Annotated in this window: 16 protein-coding genes; 5 read left to right on the top strand and 11 right to left on the bottom strand. The window is 71.7% G+C overall.

Features of this window, described 5'->3' with window-relative positions; genetic code table 11:
- Positions 1-3: 3 nt before the first annotated feature.
- A complete protein-coding gene (locus tag ACBJ59_RS53145; RefSeq protein ID WP_375117618.1) occupies positions 4-1650 on the bottom strand; it encodes an FAD-binding oxidoreductase in 1647 nt (548 codons plus the stop codon).
- Positions 1651-1752: 102 nt separating this feature from the next.
- A complete protein-coding gene (locus ACBJ59_RS53140) occupies positions 1753-2412 on the bottom strand; it encodes a hypothetical protein (RefSeq protein ID WP_375117617.1) in 660 nt (219 codons plus the stop codon).
- Positions 2413-2780: 368 nt separating this feature from the next.
- On the opposite strand from ACBJ59_RS53140, the gene ACBJ59_RS53135 reads away from it, so the two are divergent.
- Positions 2781-5930: an amidohydrolase family protein gene (locus tag ACBJ59_RS53135; protein ID WP_375117616.1), complete on the top strand. Its 3150-nt coding sequence runs from the start codon at positions 2781-2783 to the stop codon at positions 5928-5930.
- Between the two features lie 288 nt (positions 5931-6218).
- Here ACBJ59_RS53135 and ACBJ59_RS53130 read toward each other — a convergent pair whose 3' ends face one another.
- Entirely contained in the window at positions 6219-6818 is a 600-nt protein-coding gene (locus ACBJ59_RS53130; protein WP_375117615.1) for a TIGR03086 family metal-binding protein, read from the bottom strand.
- Between the two features lie 111 nt (positions 6819-6929).
- Between ACBJ59_RS53130 and ACBJ59_RS53125 the strand changes: the two genes are divergently transcribed.
- Positions 6930-7358, top strand: a complete 429-nt coding sequence (locus ACBJ59_RS53125; protein WP_375117614.1) for an MmcQ/YjbR family DNA-binding protein — start codon at positions 6930-6932, stop codon at positions 7356-7358.
- A gap of 118 nt (positions 7359-7476) precedes the next feature.
- On the opposite strand, the gene ACBJ59_RS53120 is transcribed toward ACBJ59_RS53125, so the two are convergent.
- From ACBJ59_RS53120 to ACBJ59_RS53110, 3 genes are read right to left on the bottom strand one after another with little or no spacing between them, the layout of a single operon-like run.
- On the bottom strand, positions 7477-7914 hold the full coding sequence (locus ACBJ59_RS53120) for an SRPBCC family protein (RefSeq protein WP_375117613.1): 438 nt from the start codon (positions 7912-7914) through the stop codon (positions 7477-7479).
- A 59-nt stretch (positions 7915-7973) separates the two neighbouring features.
- Entirely contained in the window at positions 7974-8852 is an 879-nt protein-coding gene (locus tag ACBJ59_RS53115; protein ID WP_375117612.1) for a helix-turn-helix domain-containing protein, read from the bottom strand.
- A 23-nt stretch (positions 8853-8875) separates the two neighbouring features.
- Entirely contained in the window at positions 8876-9505 is a 630-nt protein-coding gene (locus tag ACBJ59_RS53110; RefSeq protein WP_375117611.1) for a TetR/AcrR family transcriptional regulator, read from the bottom strand.
- Positions 9506-9571: 66 nt separating this feature from the next.
- Between ACBJ59_RS53110 and ACBJ59_RS53105 the strand changes: the two genes are divergently transcribed.
- Positions 9572-10336 carry an SDR family oxidoreductase gene (locus ACBJ59_RS53105; RefSeq protein ID WP_375117610.1) on the top strand — a complete coding sequence of 255 codons (765 nt, stop codon included), beginning with the start codon at positions 9572-9574 and terminating at the stop codon, positions 10334-10336.
- A 24-nt stretch (positions 10337-10360) separates the two neighbouring features.
- Here the strand turns inward: ACBJ59_RS53105 and ACBJ59_RS53100 are convergent, their stop codons facing one another.
- The 4 genes from ACBJ59_RS53100 to ACBJ59_RS53085 form a co-directional block, all read right to left on the bottom strand.
- A complete protein-coding gene (locus ACBJ59_RS53100) occupies positions 10361-11410 on the bottom strand; it encodes an alpha/beta fold hydrolase (protein ID WP_375117609.1) in 1050 nt (349 codons plus the stop codon).
- The gene (locus ACBJ59_RS53095) at positions 11407-11898 is read right to left on the bottom strand and encodes a MarR family winged helix-turn-helix transcriptional regulator (RefSeq protein ID WP_375117608.1); all 492 of its coding nucleotides are present in this window, start codon (positions 11896-11898) and stop codon (positions 11407-11409) included. The genes ACBJ59_RS53100 and ACBJ59_RS53095 overlap by 4 nt, the downstream gene beginning before the upstream one ends.
- Before the next feature lie 164 nt (positions 11899-12062).
- Positions 12063-13412 (bottom strand): protoporphyrinogen/coproporphyrinogen oxidase, encoded by a 1350-nt coding sequence (locus ACBJ59_RS53090; RefSeq protein WP_375117607.1) that lies wholly within the window; start codon positions 13410-13412, stop codon positions 12063-12065.
- A complete protein-coding gene (locus tag ACBJ59_RS53085; protein ID WP_375117606.1) occupies positions 13409-14014 on the bottom strand; it encodes a TetR/AcrR family transcriptional regulator in 606 nt (201 codons plus the stop codon). The genes ACBJ59_RS53090 and ACBJ59_RS53085 overlap by 4 nt, the downstream gene beginning before the upstream one ends.
- Positions 14015-14131: 117 nt before the next feature.
- Between ACBJ59_RS53085 and ACBJ59_RS53080 the strand changes: the two genes are divergently transcribed.
- Positions 14132-14995: an MBL fold metallo-hydrolase gene (locus ACBJ59_RS53080; RefSeq protein ID WP_375117605.1), complete on the top strand. Its 864-nt coding sequence runs from the start codon at positions 14132-14134 to the stop codon at positions 14993-14995.
- A gap of 49 nt (positions 14996-15044) precedes the next feature.
- Positions 15045-15887 (top strand): endonuclease/exonuclease/phosphatase family protein, encoded by an 843-nt coding sequence (locus ACBJ59_RS53075; protein ID WP_375117604.1) that lies wholly within the window; start codon positions 15045-15047, stop codon positions 15885-15887.
- A gap of 38 nt (positions 15888-15925) precedes the next feature.
- Here the strand turns inward: ACBJ59_RS53075 and ACBJ59_RS53070 are convergent, their stop codons facing one another.
- Positions 15926-16507, bottom strand: coding sequence for a TetR/AcrR family transcriptional regulator (locus tag ACBJ59_RS53070; RefSeq protein ID WP_375117603.1), 582 nt, complete (start codon positions 16505-16507; stop codon positions 15926-15928).
- Positions 16508-16569 lie beyond the last annotated feature (62 nt).

Genomic DNA, 16569 nt, shown 5'->3' with positions numbered 1-16569 from the left:
CTGTCAGGAACCCTGGGCGCGCACCGACAGCGCGTGACGGAAGACGTCGCGCGGGTCCCAGCGCGCCTTCACCCGCTGCAGCCGCGCGTAGTTCGCCCCGTAGTAGATCGTCGACCAGGGTACGCCGGAGGTGTTCCACCGCGGGTCGGCGTGGTCGGTGTCCGGGTAGTTGACGTACGCGCCGCCGCAGTTGCCGCCCGGCACCGGCACCCCGCCCGTGGCCGCGAACGTCCGCTGGTGCAGCCGCCGTACCCACTCCAGGTGCGCCGCTCCGTCCTGGTCCTCCGGCCAGCTCACCAGGTGGATCATCTTGAGCACCGACTGGCGCTCCACGGTCGCGGTCGCCTCCGGCCTGACCCGGTTCACCTGCCCCCCGTACGACAGGAGCCAGAGCAGGCCGGTCGAGGAGATCTCCCCGCCGGTGGTCAGAGCCTCGTACGCCACGTCCGCCTGCTCGTCGGTCAACGCCTTGCGCAGGTAGGCCGACTTGCCCTTGTACCGGCCGCTCTCCGACTCCGCGCCCAGCGACAGCGTACGAACGGCCTGGAACCACGGGTCACGCTCCAGCGGCGGCACGAAGACCTCGGGCGTGACCCCCTCGGCCACGGCGGCGAAGTGCTCACGCAGGAGCCGCTCGGCGCCGGGCACGTCCGCGTCGATCTGCGCCGGCAGGATGATCCCGCCCGGATCGGCGCCGGTCTGGCGGCCGGGCACCAGCAGGGAGCCCCACAGGGAGGCGTGCGGGCTGCCCGGGGAGCTGTTGCGCTCGTGCCACCCGGCGTAGTTGCCCAGCAGCCGGCGGAACGACTCCTGGGTCATGCCGTTCCAGGACCAGACGGCCACGCCCGACAGGACGGTGGCGGGCGGCCGGGGAAGCAGCTCGGCCGGGTCGTCGTCGCGGGCGCCGGGATCGCGCAGCCAGTAGCGGGTCACGATGCCGAAGTTCCCGCCGCCGCCACCGGTGTGCGCCCACCACAGGTCGTGGTTCGGATCGGCCGGGTTCCTGGTCGCGACCACCGCGCGGGCCCGGCCGGTACGGTCGACCACCACGACCTCGACCGCGTCCAGGTAGTCGACGGTCAGCCCGTCGCGCCGGGACAGCGGCCCGTACCCGCCGCCCGCGATGTGGCCCCCGGCGGCCACGCCCCCGCACTGGCCGCCGGGAATGGTGACGCCCCAGCCGAAGTAGAGCGTGCGGTAGGCCTGCATGAGCGTGGCCCCGGCCTCGATGGCGAACGCGCGGCGCCGCTCGTCGTAGTACACCTCCGACAGCTCGCACAGGTCGATCACCACCTGCGTGCCGTCGCCCACGAAGTTCTCGTAGCAGTGGCCGCCGCTCCGCACGGTGACACGCCGGCCGGCGCGGACCGCCTCGTTGACGGCGGCCACGACCTGCTCCGTGGAGCCGGGGACGCAGAAGTAGTCGGGCTCGGCGCGGAAGCGCTGGTTCGTCCGGCGTACCGCCAGGTCCTCGTAACGGGGGTCGCCGCGTCGTACGATCACCGGGCCGAACTCCGGGGCTCCCGCGTCGGCCGGAGTGGCCCACGCGGTGCCCACGGCCGGCGTGAGCCCGGACGCCACGGACGCCACGGTCGCCCCGCCGACCGCCGCCGCCCCGCCGAGGAGCCCGCGACGTGTGATCTCGCTCATGCTGATCCTCGATCCCCTGGTGTGAGTCCAAAACATGCACCCACGACGCTAGAAGTGGGGATATGGCGGGACAATGCAGGCAGCCGTACGGCAGGGGTGGACCTAGGTACACCGCGGCTCTTCACCTGGCCGGGGGCGGGTGAGGTGGTTCCAGCGCTCCAGGCGGATGCGGTAACGGCGGCGCTGGTAGGCGTAGAACAGGCCGAAGTGGAGCGCGGCCGCGCCGAGGCCGAGCACGACGGCGAGCGGGACGGCGCCCCCGAGCACCGAGGCGAGCAGGGCGGTGCCGGCTCCGGCGACGACGCTGTTGATGGCCGCGACCATGCTGGCGATGGTGAACAGGCCGACGAGCCTGTCGTGTCGCGGCACCGGGACGAGGTCGGCCATCGCTTCGGCGGCCTCGCCGGCCTGGTCGTCCCACATGAGGATGTAGCGCGGCGCCTGCGGGCTGAGCCCGCGGTAGTAGGCGCGGATGCGGGCGATGGCGCTGCGCAGGTGCATGTTCTGCAGGCCGGTGTCGACGAGGCGGACAGTGGTGAACAGCCCGAGGACGAACACGACGGGCAGGACGGTGGCGGCCAGGGGGGTGAAGGCGCTGGTCCGGGCGGTGAAGCCCATCGCGACCAGCGAGCTGGACAGGGCCATCACGTAGAGGGTGGCCCGCGAGGATTCCTCGCTGGTGGCGGTGGAGGCTGCGGTTTGCAGAACGAAATGTTCGGTGGTGAGCGCGGTCATGAGTGCTGCGGGGTCGTCGTCCTTCATGCGTCCTCTCTCCCCCGCGGGCGACGCTCCTGTCAAGGGCCGGCGGGAAGGGGCGCCGTCGGCCGGCTGCCCCCTGCGCCGCACCGGCTCCGGGCCCCTTGACCAATCATCTTGACCAACGTATTAACGCCCTATGCGAAGATCCGCGTCAGGGCGCGATCTCCCGTTGATCGCGTCCGGCTCGGATCCGAGTCCGCGACGACATCCCGCGGCGCCCTCGCGGCATGCGCGCAGCACAGGCGAGCGGCCCTGCGCCCGGCCCGCACCCGGTCCGGCGGCCCTGCGCCCGGCCCGCACCCGGTCCGTCACGGTGGCCACGCCGGATGATCTTCCAGGCCGAAGCGTGAACCAGTGGAGGGAAATCCCCGATGTCGCGCCCCCCGATTCCTCCTGACGCATTCGCATCGATCTCCCGCCGGGCCGTCCTGACGGGCGGCGCCGGTGCCGCCCTCGCCGCCGCGATCACCCCGGTCACCGCGTCACCGGCGCGGGCCGGCGCAGCGGGCGGCAGGGGCCGGGCGTCCGTCACGTCCGGCACCGGCTTCGCCGTCGCGCCCTCGCCCGACGGCCGCCGGCTGGCCCTCGACCTGCTCGGCGTTCTGTGGGTCTGCTCCGCCTCCGGTGGCACCGCCCGCCGGCTCACCAGCGACCTGTACGACATCGCCCAGCCCGACTGGTCCCCGGACGGGTCCGCCATCGTGTTCCAGTCGTACCGCGACGGCGTCTTCAACCTGTGGACGATCCGCCCCGACGGGTCCGCGATCAAGCAGCTCACCACCGGCCCGTACGATCACCGCGAGCCCCGGTACAGCCCCGACGGGCGCACCATCGCCTACTCGTCCGACGCCGGCGGCAGCTACGGGATCCACCTGCTCGACGTCGCCACCGGAGCGACCCGCGTCCTGGCGGACACCTCCAGCGAGGAGTACGAGCCGGCCTGGTCACCCGACGGGACCAAGCTCGCCTTCGTCGTCGCCGACACCAGGATCGACGTCATCGACGTCGCCACCGGCGCGCGCGACACCGCGGTCACGGTCCCCGCCGGCCAGGTCATCCACCAGCCGTCCTGGCTGCCGAACGGGACAGACCTCGCCTACCATCTCTTCCACGCGGGCAGGAACGACCTGGCCGGCACCGCGGGCACGCTCGTCACCGGCGAGGAGGTCTTCCCGTTCCGGGCCCGGTTCGCGCCTGACGGGCGCTACTTCTACACCTCCGCCGGCACCATCCGGACCCGCCGCCTCGGCTCCGCCTCCGCCGGCACCGTCGGTTTCACGGCCGCGCTGACCACGACCACGCCGAAGTACGAGAAGAAGGTCCGCGTGTTCGACGCGCCCGGGTCGTTCCCCGTCGTCGGGATCGGCAGCCCGGTCGTGTCGCCGGACGGGTCCACCGTCGCGTTCCGCGCGCTCAACGACATCTACCTGATGCGCATCGGCGACACCCCTCGGCCGCTGTTCCGTGACCGGTGGTGGAAGGCCGACCCGGACTTCTCCCCGGACGGGCGGCGGCTGGCCTTCGTCACCGACCGCACCGGCACCCTGAACATCTGGGTCCGTGACCTGGGCACGGGCACCGACCGGCAGCTGACCCACCTGACCGACTCCGCCGCCCTGTCGGTCCGGTGGTCGCCTGACGGGACGGAGATCGCCTACCTGGACCAGGACGGCGCTCTGTGGGTGCTGGACGTCGCCACCGGCGACCTGCAGAAAGTCTTCGACGCCACCTTCGAACCGGGCAGGCCGACGTGGTCACCCGACGGCAGGACGATCGCGCTGGCGGCGGTCGTGCCGTACTCGCGCCGTTACCGCGAGGGGCTGTCCAAGATCCTGCTCGTCGACCGCGCCACCGGCGCCGGCACGTACGTCGACCCCGCGCCGCACCGGTCCTTGCAGACCCGTGGTGACGACGGGCCTGTCTGGTCGCCGGACGGCACCATGCTCGCCTTCGCCATGGAGTCGCTCCTGTGGGTCCTGCCGGTGGACCGGGCCGGGCGGCCCACCGGGCGCGCCCGTCAGGTCACCAGGGAGGTGTCCGACGCCCCGGCCTGGGCGGGTGACTCCCTGGTCTATCTGAGCGGCGGGCGGCTGCGCAGCGTACGCGTCGGTGGCGGGTCCGCCCGCTCCATCCCGGTCCGGCTGACCTGGCGCAACGACACCGGCCCCGACCAGGTCGTGATCCACGCCGGGCACATGTGGGACGGCGTCTCCGCGACCGTCGCCCGTGACGTCGACATCATCGTACGAGGCCAGCGCATCGCCGCGGTCGAGCCGCACCGGGAAGGACGGCGCGGCACCCTGGTAGACGCCAGAGACAGGTTCGTCATGCCCGGCCTGATCGACATCCACCACCATCGGGAGATGCAGGGCTACGCCTACGGCTCGCGGCAGGGCCCACTGTGGCTCGCCCTCGGCGTCACCACGACCCGCTCGCCCGGCTCGCCCGCGTACCACATGGTCGAGGAACGCGAGTCGGTGCAGTCCGGCGCCCGGCTCGCGCCGCGTTACCTGGGCACCGGCGAGGCCATCGACGGGGCCCGCGTCTACTACAACTTCATGCGGCCGACGTTCTCCCACGACCAGCTGCGGCTGGAGCTCGAGCGGGCCGCCGGCCTCGACTACGACCTGATGAAGTGCTACGTACGGCTGCCGGTCGTCTGGCACAAGGAGGTCATCGACTGGGCCCACCGCCACGGCAAGCCGGTCAGCTCGCACTACCACTACCCGGCGATCGCCATGGGCGGCGACCAGACCGAGCACATCGGCGCCACCAGCCGGTTCGGGTATTCACGCACCGTCACGAACGTCGGCTCCGCCTATTCGGACGTCATCGCCATGTTCAACGCCTCGAAGATGGCCAGAACCCCGACCCTGTTCAACTCCACCGCCCTCTACCGGGACGACGCCTCGCTGGCCGGCGACGAACGGGTCCGCCGGCTCTACCCGAACTGGCGGATGGCGCAGCTGAGGGCAACGGTCGCCTCGGCGCAGAACGCCGACCCGGCGGTGATCAAGGTGACCCTCACGAACCTGGCCAACCAGGTCGCGCAGCTGGCGGCGATGATCCGCGGCGGCGGCGTCGTCACCGTCGGCACCGACGCACCCATCGATCACCTCGGGGTCAGCCTGCACATGAACCTGCGCGCCATGGTCAGGTACGGCCTGACCCCGCTGGAGGCGCTCACCGCCGCCACCAGCACGACCGGCACCCACCTCGGCCAGCCGCTGGGCAGGATCGCCAGGGGCATGTACGCCGACCTGGCCATCGTCGACGGCGATCCGCTGTCCCGCATCGAGGATGCCGCGAACGTCACCGCCGTCGTCGTCGGCGGGAGGCACCACACCGTCGAGCAGCTCCTCGCGCCCTACCCGTCCGCCACCACCACCGACCAGCCCGCCCCCGCCCCTTCCGGCAGGGTCAAGGCCCGTGTCCCCGTCCACCCGAGCACCGCGGGCCATTGGTGGAACAACCCGGACGAGCTGGGGAGAGCCCGTACGTCCTGCTGCCACGACCACTGAGGCGCGCCGCGGCGGGACCGGCGGGAGCCGGGCGACGCGGCGGCCCGGTGGGCCGCCGCGTCGCGGCGCAGGTGCATGCGGCGGGAGCGGCCTTTCCGGTCGTTCCGGTCTGTGCGGCGGGAGCGGCCTTCCCGTCTTTCCCGTCCTTCCGATCTATACTCCCAGTCGGACTCCGCCAGCTCGCCGGTCAGCTCCACCCTCGGCCCCTGCCCCTCCGGATCCGGCAGATCGACCTCCGATCCTAGGCAAACCATCCCCGACCGCCCGAATCGGCCGTCGCCCGGGTGGTCACGCCGACTTCGGGGTCCATCCGGGGTCGCGACCGGCGAGGCCGAGCGCGCGGTCGAACGGTGGTGCGTCCTCGGGCACCTCGACCACCGGTCCGAAGAGCCCTTCCCGCCCGGCCGCCTGCTCCGGTGCGGCGGCCGCCGTGGTGAACTCCAGGACGGCCGCGGTGTCGGCCGGGCTGCACGTGAACGGCTGGCCGGTCGCGCGGGCCAGGTCCCAGCCGTGCAGGACCAGCTCGTCCAGGGCGACCACGGCGATCTGCGCGGCGGGCATCGTCACGCCGCCGGCCTCGGTCATCCCCTCCCAGGCCTTCGGGTCGCGCCAGGACTCCACCAGCTCATCGAGCCGCTTCGGGAGCAGCGTGCGCCAGTCCGGGTCGAGCTGCGCGGCACCCGCCGCGCCCTGCCCCGACCCGGCTTCGGACGGGGTGGTCTTGCGGGCCGCCCACGTGAACGCCAGCGACAGGCCCATGATGTGGTCGAGCAGTGCGGCGACCGGGGTGCCGGCGCACGGCGTCGGATCGCCCAGCCGATCGTCGGTCACGCCGTCCAGCAGGCGCACCACCTCGCGGGCTGCGGACTCCAGATCGATCTTGGACATGGTGGTTCCTCTCCGTAGGGCATCGCTCCACCGTGGAGACTCCTCAGGATCGGAAAAGTAATCGACGGCTCCGACAATTTCCCCCGCGTGACGCCGCCTACGCTGGGTGCTGTGATCGACGATGACGGAAACCGGGCCGCCCGCGTCGAGGACGTGCACGAGCTGGCATCGGCCATGCCGCACGTGACCGTCGAGCACGGGACCGGCGACAATCCGATCTACCAGGTGGGCGGGAAGTCGTTCGTCTTCTTCCGCAACCCACGGCCGGACGCGGCCGACCCGGACACCGGTGAGCGCTATGCGGACGTGATCGTTTTCTGGGTCGAGTCCCAGGCGGACAAGCAGGCGCTGGTGCAGGACGAGACATCCCCGTTCTTCACCACCCCGCACTTCGACGGTCACCCGTCGGTGCTGCTGCGGGCGAGCCGGATCGGCGAGCTCACCCGCGACGAGCTGGCCGAGGTGGTCCAGGACGCGTGGCTGTCCCGCGCGTCGGCGCGCAGGGCGACAGCCTGGCTCCGCGCACATCCGCCGCGGTGACGTGGGCGCTGCCCGCCCCGGGCCGCGCCGTCGTCATGAGGGGCTGGTCACACGGTTCCGCCCTCGCCATGGGAGAGGCTGATCACACGGTTCCGCCCGTCGCCATGGGAGAGGCCGATCACACGGTTCCGCCGTTCGCGTACGCGGCGAGACCGTCGGCCATACGTTGCATGAAACGGGTCAGGTACCACCGCCAGAAGCCACCCGAGAGCGGCAGCTTGGGGTCGAAGGTGGCGGACCAGGAGATGTCGGTGCCCCCTCCGGGTGCCGGCGCGAGATCGATGGTCCCGCGGTAGGAGCGGAAGGGCCCTCCCAGGGTGTCGTAGACGAACCGCCGGTCGGTGACCAGTTCGACGATCCGCTCCCGGGCGACGTTGCGGCCGGTGCGGAAGATCCTGGTGTCGCCGACCTGCTGCCGGTCCCCGGGGTCGCCGTCCTCGACGTCGGCGGAGTCGATCGGCGACCACAACGGCCAGGTGGCCGCATGGGTGAGCGCCGCGAAGACGGCATCGGGAGCAGCCTGCGAGCGCGCGGTCACGTCATAGGAGTACGGCATGTGCCCCAACGTAGGCACCGCCGCCCACCAGGGACATGCGCGCGATTGCCGAGGATCGATCAGTTCTTGCGGTACGCCGAGGGCCGGACGCCGGTCTGCCGCAGGAATGCCGACGACAGCGCTCCCGGACTGCCGAACCCGCACCGCCCGGCGATCTGCTCGATGCTGAGGGAACTGGTGGACAGCAGCCGCCGCGCCCGCTCGATCCGCAACCGGGTGAGGTACCGGTGTGGTGTCTCGCCGGTGGCCTCCCGGAAGACGCGGACGAAGTGGTACACGCTCAGGTGGACCTCGGCGGCGACGGTGGCCAGCGTCAGAGGCTCCGCCAGGCGCTCCCGCATGATGGCGACGGCCGCCCGGACGGCGGCGTGCTCGGGACCGGGCAGGCGCTCGTTCCTGCCGCGGGTCAGCAGGTGCGTGGCGAGGAACGCCGCGGCGGACTCCGCGTACAGGTCGCTGAGGCCGCTGGTGCCCGGCAGCGAGCGCAGAAGCTGTTCGACCACCGGGTCTCCCGCCATCAGGGCGGCGGACAGCGCCTCGAAGTCGGGCTCGGGACCGCCCAGCGCTCCGGCGGCCTGCCGGACGGTCGGCGAGGGGATGTGCACCTGGACGGTGCTCAACCCGGACGCCGCCCGGTAGCTGAGCGCGGCGGCGCGGCCGGGGACCATGAGCTCCAGATGCCCCGGGACCCAGCGACGCCGGACGGGTTTGCCGCCGGCGCGCATCCGTATGTCCGCGTTCCCGGCGACACAGAGCACGAGATGCAGGTCGGACACCGCGGGGAGCGGAAGGTGCTCGGCCTCGGGCGCATGGGTGAAGCTCTGCACGAGCAGTGCTCGCCAATCCGACTCGTCCCAGCTGTTGTACGTGTGCCGCACGTACGCCGGTGTGTCGAACTCGGCATAGGGCGCCAGATCGAAGCCGGGCGAGTCGAACACCCTGCGAGTCTAGCCGGGGACTCTCAGGCGGTGGCGCCGCCGCGGATGTCATCGCCGAAGGCGGCGGCCAGCGCCTTCGCGATCAGGCCGGGCAGGTCGGTCCGCCCGTCGTCCTCGGCCCAGCGCATCAGCGCCGTGTGCAGGGCGGCCAGGCAGGCGCTGGCCGCCACCTGGACGCGGAACGCCGTGCCGGGGTCGGTGGCATCGCCCCCGAGGGCGTCGGCGATCGCCTGCTGAAGGGCGTACTGGTTGTCCAGGTGCCTGGCCCGCAAGGCCGGGGTCGAGATCATCAGCCGCAGGCGGGCGAGCAGGAACTGCTTACCCGCCGGGTCGTCCCCCTGGCCGTCACCGGTCAGCGTCGCGGCCGAGTCGATGAGCGCGCTGCCGATGCGGCGGACCAGGGGCTGCTCGGCGGACGAGGCGACGATCCGCTCGGCGACGAGCCGGGCGTGCTGGTCGACCAGCACCAGGTCCTCCTTCGTGGGGAAGTGCCGGTAGACGGTCATGGGGGACACGCCCGCGGCTTCGGCGACGTCGGTCATGGTCGTGGCGTCGTAACCGCGCTCGGTGAACAGCCGCACGGCGTGCAGCTGGATCGTGCGCTGCGTCTCGGTTCGCCGCTGCGCTCGCAACGTTGAGTGTTGATCGGGCATGTGGTAGACACTACCGCATTGATAGAGATTGCCAATTCGGTAGTGACTAACAGAATGGTGGTGGGCATGAGCGACCTGACCGGCAGGACGGCCCTGGTGACCGGAGCGTCGCGCGGCATCGGGCGGGCGATCGCGGTCCGGCTGGCGGCGAAGGGGGTGACGGTCATCGTGCACTTCGGCACGGACAAGGACGGCGCGACGGCCACGGTCGGCGAGATCGAACGTGCCGGTGGCGCCGCGTTCGCCGTCGGGGCGGAGCTGGGCGTGGACGGCGACGTCGAGACGCTGTTCACGGGAGTCGAGGCCGGCCTGGCCGGGCGGCCGCTCGACATCCTGGTCGACAACGCGGCGGCCCCGCCCGCCGGCCCGCTCGGAGCCACGACGCGGGCGGAGTTCGACCACCTCTTCGCGGTCAACGTACGGGCGCCGTACTTCATCGTCCAGCGAGCGTTGCCGCTGCTCCGCGACGGTGGGCGCATCGTCACGATCTCGTCCGTGGCCACCCGCATGGCCAACCCCGCCCAGACCTCGTTCGCCATGACGAAGGGCGCGGTCGAGACGATGAGCATGACCCTGGCCAACGAGCTCGGGGCCCGCGGAATCACGGTGAACGCGGTCGCTCCCGGCGCCACCCGGACCGCCACCAACGGACCGGCCTTCGAAGCGCCGGGCCTGGCCGAACTCATCGCCGGGTCGACGGCGCTCAACCGCCTGGGGGAGGCCGACGACGTGGCCGACGTCGTCGCGTTCCTCGCCTCCGACTCCGCCCGCTGGATCACCGGCCAGGTCATCGACGCCAGCGGCGGCCTGTTCCTCGGACCACGCGCCTGATCCCTTGACTTGACCTGGTCTTCTCTAGGCGCGTCGAGCACCGTCCTCCGCAGGAGTCGTATCCAACAGGAAGGTCTCGACCGCGTCCACGAATTGGCGTGGTCTGAACATGTGGATCACGTGGTTGGCGTGAATCTTCCTGTACTGGCTGTGCGGCACCAACTGCTTGATCCGGGTCGCGTCGTCGTCGTCCATCGCGCCGATGAGACCGTGCGCGGGCAGGCGGCGCCAGTCGGCGTGGAGCACCAACAGCGGGCAGGAGACGCGGGAGAGGGCGTCGGCGTGGTCGAGCCCGTCGTAGAAGCGGCCGTCGACGAAGGCCCGCGCGAAGTCCGGGTCGAACATGGACAGCGACTTGAACAGGAGGCGTAGGTTCCGGGGAAAGAAGCGGATGTCCACCGGCCGGCCGGGATGGCGGGTCTGGAAGGCCCGGATGCGTCTGGACAGGAACGATACGAACCAGTCCGGGACGCTTCGCTCGCGCGTCTCGGAAACCGGCAGGGTCAGGCCGCGAAGGTAGTCGGCCAGGTCGCGGTCGCGCAGGTTTCCGAGGGTTTCCACGAGGTGTCGCAGTCCCTGGTACACATAGCGATCGCGGTCGCGGAAGCGGGGCATCTCGGCCGAGAAGACCGGGGCATCCTCAAGGATCACGGCGGCGACCCGATCGGGGATGTTGGCCGCGCACCAGAGTGCGACCAGCCCGCCGGAGGAGTTGCCGGAGATGACGGCCGGGGCCCGTACGACCTCGGTCAGGAAGGCGGTCATGTCCGCGCCGAGGTGCCGCCACGAGTAGGCGCCGGGGGTCCAGGTCGACTTGCCGTGGCCACGTACGTCGACCGCGTAGACCCGCCACCGGCGGGACAGCGGCCGCAGGACCCGCTGGTAGCTTTCCCAGGTCCCGGTCTGCGCCGGCACCAGGACCAGCGGGGGACCCGTGTCCGGACCCTCGACGTAGTTGATCCGCAGAGTCCCGGTGTCGAACTGGCGCTCGTGGAAGCCGGCGTCCCGGACGGCTCGGATGCCGATCGTCCCGGACTGGTCCTCGTAGGGGTTGCGGTACTGCTGCGTGTTCATGGTCGCTCCTCGTCGGTACGGCCTGGAGTGGCGGTGGCTGCCGGGCTCTGCGGGGTCCCGGACGACATGAGCTCGATCAGTTCCAGCAGGGCAGTGGTCAGCGCGTCGCGTCCCCGCGGGCTCATCCGGCCCAGGATCGCGGCGAACCTGTCCGTCGACCTCCGGTCCACCGCGCTCAGCATCTGCTCGGCGTCGTCGGTGAGTTCCAACCGGACCCGCCGGCGATCCTCCTGGTCGGGCACGTGCCGCAGCAGCCCGGCGCGGACCAGCCGGTTCGCCAGGGCGGAGGCCGCCGCGAGTCGCTGTCCGAGGCTCTCGGCCAGCTCCGACACCGTGCAACCGGATCGCCGCCGGACGGCGAACAGGGCACGCAGTTGCGGCATCGTGAGGTCGAGTTCCAGCCAGGCGTCCTGCTGCTGCAGGACCAGGCCGCGCAACTGTCCCGCAAGCCGGGCGACATCAAGATCACGACCATCTTTACTCTCCATAGGGAAGATAGTCTACATTGCGTTGAGTATTCTGCTCCATGCCTCCACACCGCCGACAGTCGCGGCTGGACAGCAGGCGGGCAGGCACGCAGGCGGGCGACCGCGGCCCGCGGCCACTGCCAGGCGTGCGTGCCACGGGCGAGGCCGGCCAGGTGACGGGCCGGTCAGATCGGATGCCGGGTGGTCTGCCCGCGGGGAGCGCCGTGGGCGAGCAGCCGGTCGGCGGCCCACCGGCCGTTGAAGGCCGCCGAGTCGGTCCAGGGGAAGCCGAGGTAGTCGCCGGCCAGCAGCACCGCGTCCGCGGGGCTCACCCCGGCGCGGTACGCGGTCACCGCCCGCGTGTGTCCGACCGGCACCGAGGGCATGGCCTGGTCCCACCGGACGACGCGAGCGTCGGTGACCCGGCCGGCCAGCCCCGGCAACAGGGGTGCGAGGGCGTCGACCGCGGCGGCGCGGACCATGGGGTCGGCGGCGGCTCGCAAAGCTCTGGCGGCGGACGGGCGAAGCATCACCGTGAGCACGTCACCGCCGGAGGTGCTGGAGTCCGCCCGGGACGACACCGCGACCGAGGCAAGCGCGCTCGCCTCGCGCGGGTCGGCGAGGATGCCGTAGGCGCCGCCGAGTTCCTCGGGGGAGAGCGGTTCGCGCAGAGCCAGTCCGACCAGCAGCCCAGGGCTGTAGGGCACGGCCAGGACGGACCGTTCTCGTGGGGTTGGGCCGGCGAGGATCGCCGCGGTCGGGCGTGCCGGGGTGGCCAGGACGACGGCGGGGACGCGCAACCGTCCCCGGGAGGTGTCCAGGACGGCGCCGGCGCCGTCGTCGCGCGCCACCCGTTCCACCCGCACGCCGTACTCGACGTCCAGGCCGGACGCCAAGGCCGACGTCAGGCGGCCGAGGCCGCCGCGCACGGTCATGGCCCGGGCGCGGCGCGCGGTGAAGCCCGTCAGCGCAGCGGCGAGGGCGGCGCCGGTTCCGGCCAGGTCGAGGAAGTACAGGCCCAGTACGGTCGGGGCGAGCAGCCGGTCGGTCAGCCCCCTGCCGAAGTGGGCCACGGCCCACGCGTGACCGTCGAGGCCGTCGAGGTCGGCCCAGTGTCCCAGGTCCTCGAGGCGCCGGTCGGCCAGTCGCCGGGTCCGCATCGCACCGCGGACGGCCGGGGGGATGTCCCGGGCTCGCAGCACGCCGCCGCTGAGCAGCGACGCGGGGCGGTCGGTGGCGAAGCCCCGCAGCCGGCCGCCGGTGAGAATCGCCGTGCGCCCGGACACCGGCACCACCTGGCCGGCGAGGCCGGAGGCCGCCAGCAGTTCGGGGATGACGGCGTACCCGGTGGACAGGAACTGCGCGCCACACTCCATCGGCCCCGCGTCCAGGTCCAGCGTGGACATCCGGCCACCCGGCCGGCGTTCGGCTTCGAGCACGGTCACCTCGATCCCGGCGCCGGCGAGCCGGTGGGCGGCCGTCAGCCCGGCGATGCCGGCACCCACCACGACCACCCGTCCGGTATCGCCGGTCATCCGTGTGTGCCCTCGGCCCGTCCCGCTGGTCCGGCCGGCGGCGGGAGCCGGTTCACGAGATCGTCGTCCTCGACGCGCAGGGTGTCGATGGCGGCCCGGCTTCCTGCGGTGAGGTCCACTCCGAGCGCCTGCAGCATCACCACGAGCGCGCCGTCGGCGAGGTTGCGCGCCAGGCCGTCCGTCCCTGCGTCCGTCAGTCGTGCGGCTTCCGCCAGCACGCCGGAGATGACGGCGCGGCAGCGCGCTGCCACCGTCTCGTCCCTGCGGGCGGTGGCGCATGCCTGCAACCACAGGCCGGTGATGACTCCGTCGGTGAGCATCCTCCGGAAGCCGGTGCGCATCGCGGGCAGCGGATCGTCCGGGGAGGTCGCCGCGGCCTGCCGGAAGACCTCCCGTACCTGTCGTTCCAGCTCGTCGAGGCAGGCCAGGAAGAGTGCTTGCTTGCTGCCGAACAACCGGAAGACGTACGGCTGCGACACCCCGATCTCGTCGGCGACCTGTTGGATCGACGAGGTCGTCAGCCCGTGGTCGGCGAAGACCCGCATGCCGGCCGCGATGGCCTCCGCGCGTCGTTGGTTCGCGGTGCTGTGTCGCGCTTTCATAGCCACATCATCACACAGTAACCACTTACTAACAGCAGCGCCACCGGCCTTTCATTGAGGTCTATGTCACTCTGCAGAATGTTGTTAGTAAGTACTTAATAGCTTCATGATGCACCCATGGGAGCCATGCGGGTACACCACCTCAACTGCGGCACGATGCATCCCGCCGGCCGACGCCTGACCAACGGGACGGGCGGCCTGTTCGCGGCGGCGACCCTGGTCTGCCACTGCCTGCTCGTGGAGACCGACCAGGGGCTGGTCCTGATCGACACCGGATTCGGCACGAGCGATCTCCAAGACCCGGTCGGGTCACTGGGCACGCGGTTCCTCCGGTTCACCCGGCCCGCGTTCGACCCCCGCGAGACGGCGGTGCGCCAGGTGACCCGGCTCGGCTACCAACCGGCCGACGTGCGGCACATCGTGCTCACTCACCTCGACCCCGATCACACCGGCGGGATCAGCGACTTCCCGTGGGCCACGGTGCACCTGCACGCCCGCGAGCACGAGGCGGCCATGCTCCGCCCGACCAGCGGTGAGCGGCGCCGCTACCGGCCGAACCAGTGGGCGCACGGGCCGGCCTGGGAGACCTACGACGAGATCGGGGGCGAGGACTGGTTCGGCTTCACGGCGGTACGCCGGCTCACCGGCCTGCCTCCGGAGATCCTGCTGATCCCCCTCGCCGGGCACAGCCGCGGGCACTCCGGCGTCGCGGTCGACACGGGTGAGACCTGGCTGCTGCACGCCGGGGACGCCTACTTCTTCCGCGGCGAGATCGATTTCGTCCGCCCACGTTGCCCCGTGGGGCTGCGCCTGTTCGAAAATCTCGTGCAGGTCGACGGTCCGGCCCGGCGCGCCAACCAGATCCGGCTGCGCGAACTTCACGCCTCGCACCCGCCTCGGCTTGAGGTGTTCTGTGCCCACGACCCGGTCGAGCTGGCGCGCTACGACCAGAACCCCACGGAGGACCTGTCATGCCCATGATCGAGCTCACCACCGGCAAGGGCGCGCTGACCGAAGCGAACGCACGGAGATGAGCAGTTTGATCCGGATACTGACCTGGAACGTGTGGTGGCGATTCGGCCCCTGGCAAGCTCGGCGGCAGGCGATCGCGGCCACCCTGGAGAATGCCGGTTGCGACCTCATCGGCCTGCAAGAAGTCTGGGCGGACGCCGGCGAGAACCTGGCCGAATGGCTCGCCGACCGGCTTGGCATGCACTGGACCTGGGCGGCCTCGGACCGGCCCGGCCGCTGGCGGGAACGGCTCGGCGACGCGACGGCCGACGTCGGCGACGCCATCCTCAGCAGGTGGCCGATCACCGACCGCGCGACGCTTCGGCTGCCCACCGCGGGCGGCCGCGACGATGGCCACCAGGCCTTGTACGCCCTGGTGAACGCTCCCGTCCATCCGGTCGCCTTCTTCACCACCCACCTCAACTCCGCCCCGCACGAATCGGCGGTCCGGTGCGCCCAGGTCACCGCCTTGGCCCGGTTCGTCGCCGCCCAGCAGGGCCGCACGGTCTTTCCCGCCGTGGTCACCGGCGACTACAACGCCCTGCCGGACTCCGACGAGATGCGGCTGCTGGCCGGTTACAGAACCGCCCCCACCGTCCCCGGCCAGGTCCTGCTGGACGTGTGGGAGTACGCCGACCCCGCCGCGCCCGCGGTCACGTGGGACCCCATCAACCCCTACGCCAGGCGCACATGTGAACCGCCCGGGCGCATCGACTACATTCACGTCGGCCCGCCGGGCCCCGGCGGCCTCGGCCACGTCCGCTCCGTACGCCGTGCGGGTGATCTCCCCGTCGACGGCGTGTGGCCCTCCGACCATGCTGCCGTGCTCGCCGACCTGGCCACACGGCCGGGCGAAGGGTGATCTCGCCTACGGTGCTGATCACCGCGCGGATCCCAAGGTCAGTCAGGGTCCGGGGCGAACTCCTGCGGGAGGCGGTCGAACAGCAGGTCGGTGGCGCGGGCGAGGACCTGGGTCCGGGTGCGGTCGCCGTGGTCGGCGGCGAGGAAGTGCTCGCCGATCGCTACGCAGAAGGCGAGCAGGCTGCGGGCCTCGACCTCGTCGGCGTCGGAGCAGAAGGTGCCGATCATCTGGCGCAGCAGTGCCATGCGCCGGTTGTCCACTCGTCGCAGGCGCGCGGCGACCGCCTCGTCGCGCCGGGCCCAGTCCCGGATCGCGAGGTCGATCGGGAGCAGGCGGTCGCTGGAGAAGGTGAGCACGCCCGCGCGCTGGATCTTGGTCCGCGGATCGCCGCCCTCGCGCTCGACGCGGTCGATCACCTCGTCGATGCTCTCCCGCTCCCAGGCGTCCAGCATGGCCTCCAGCAGCGCGTCGCGGTCGGCGAAGGACCCGTAGAACCCGCCTTTCGTGACGCCGAGCCGCTTCGCCAGCACCTCCACGCGGACGGCATCGGGGCCGCCGGCGGCCAGCGCCCGTAGGCCCTCCTCGATCCACCTGTCACGCGGCGTGCGAGTCGCTCCCATGATGTGTCTCACCCCACCTCCCCTATATACGCCACCGTATAAATGGGCTAGCCTGGTTTTAT

Origin of the sequence: Nonomuraea sp. MTCD27 (genome assembly GCF_041950495.1) — a bacterium.
Taxonomy (GTDB): Bacteria; Actinomycetota; Actinomycetes; order Streptosporangiales; family Streptosporangiaceae; genus Nonomuraea.
Note: the sequence above shows the minus strand (reverse complement) of the source record. Positions and strands in the feature narration are given on the sequence as shown.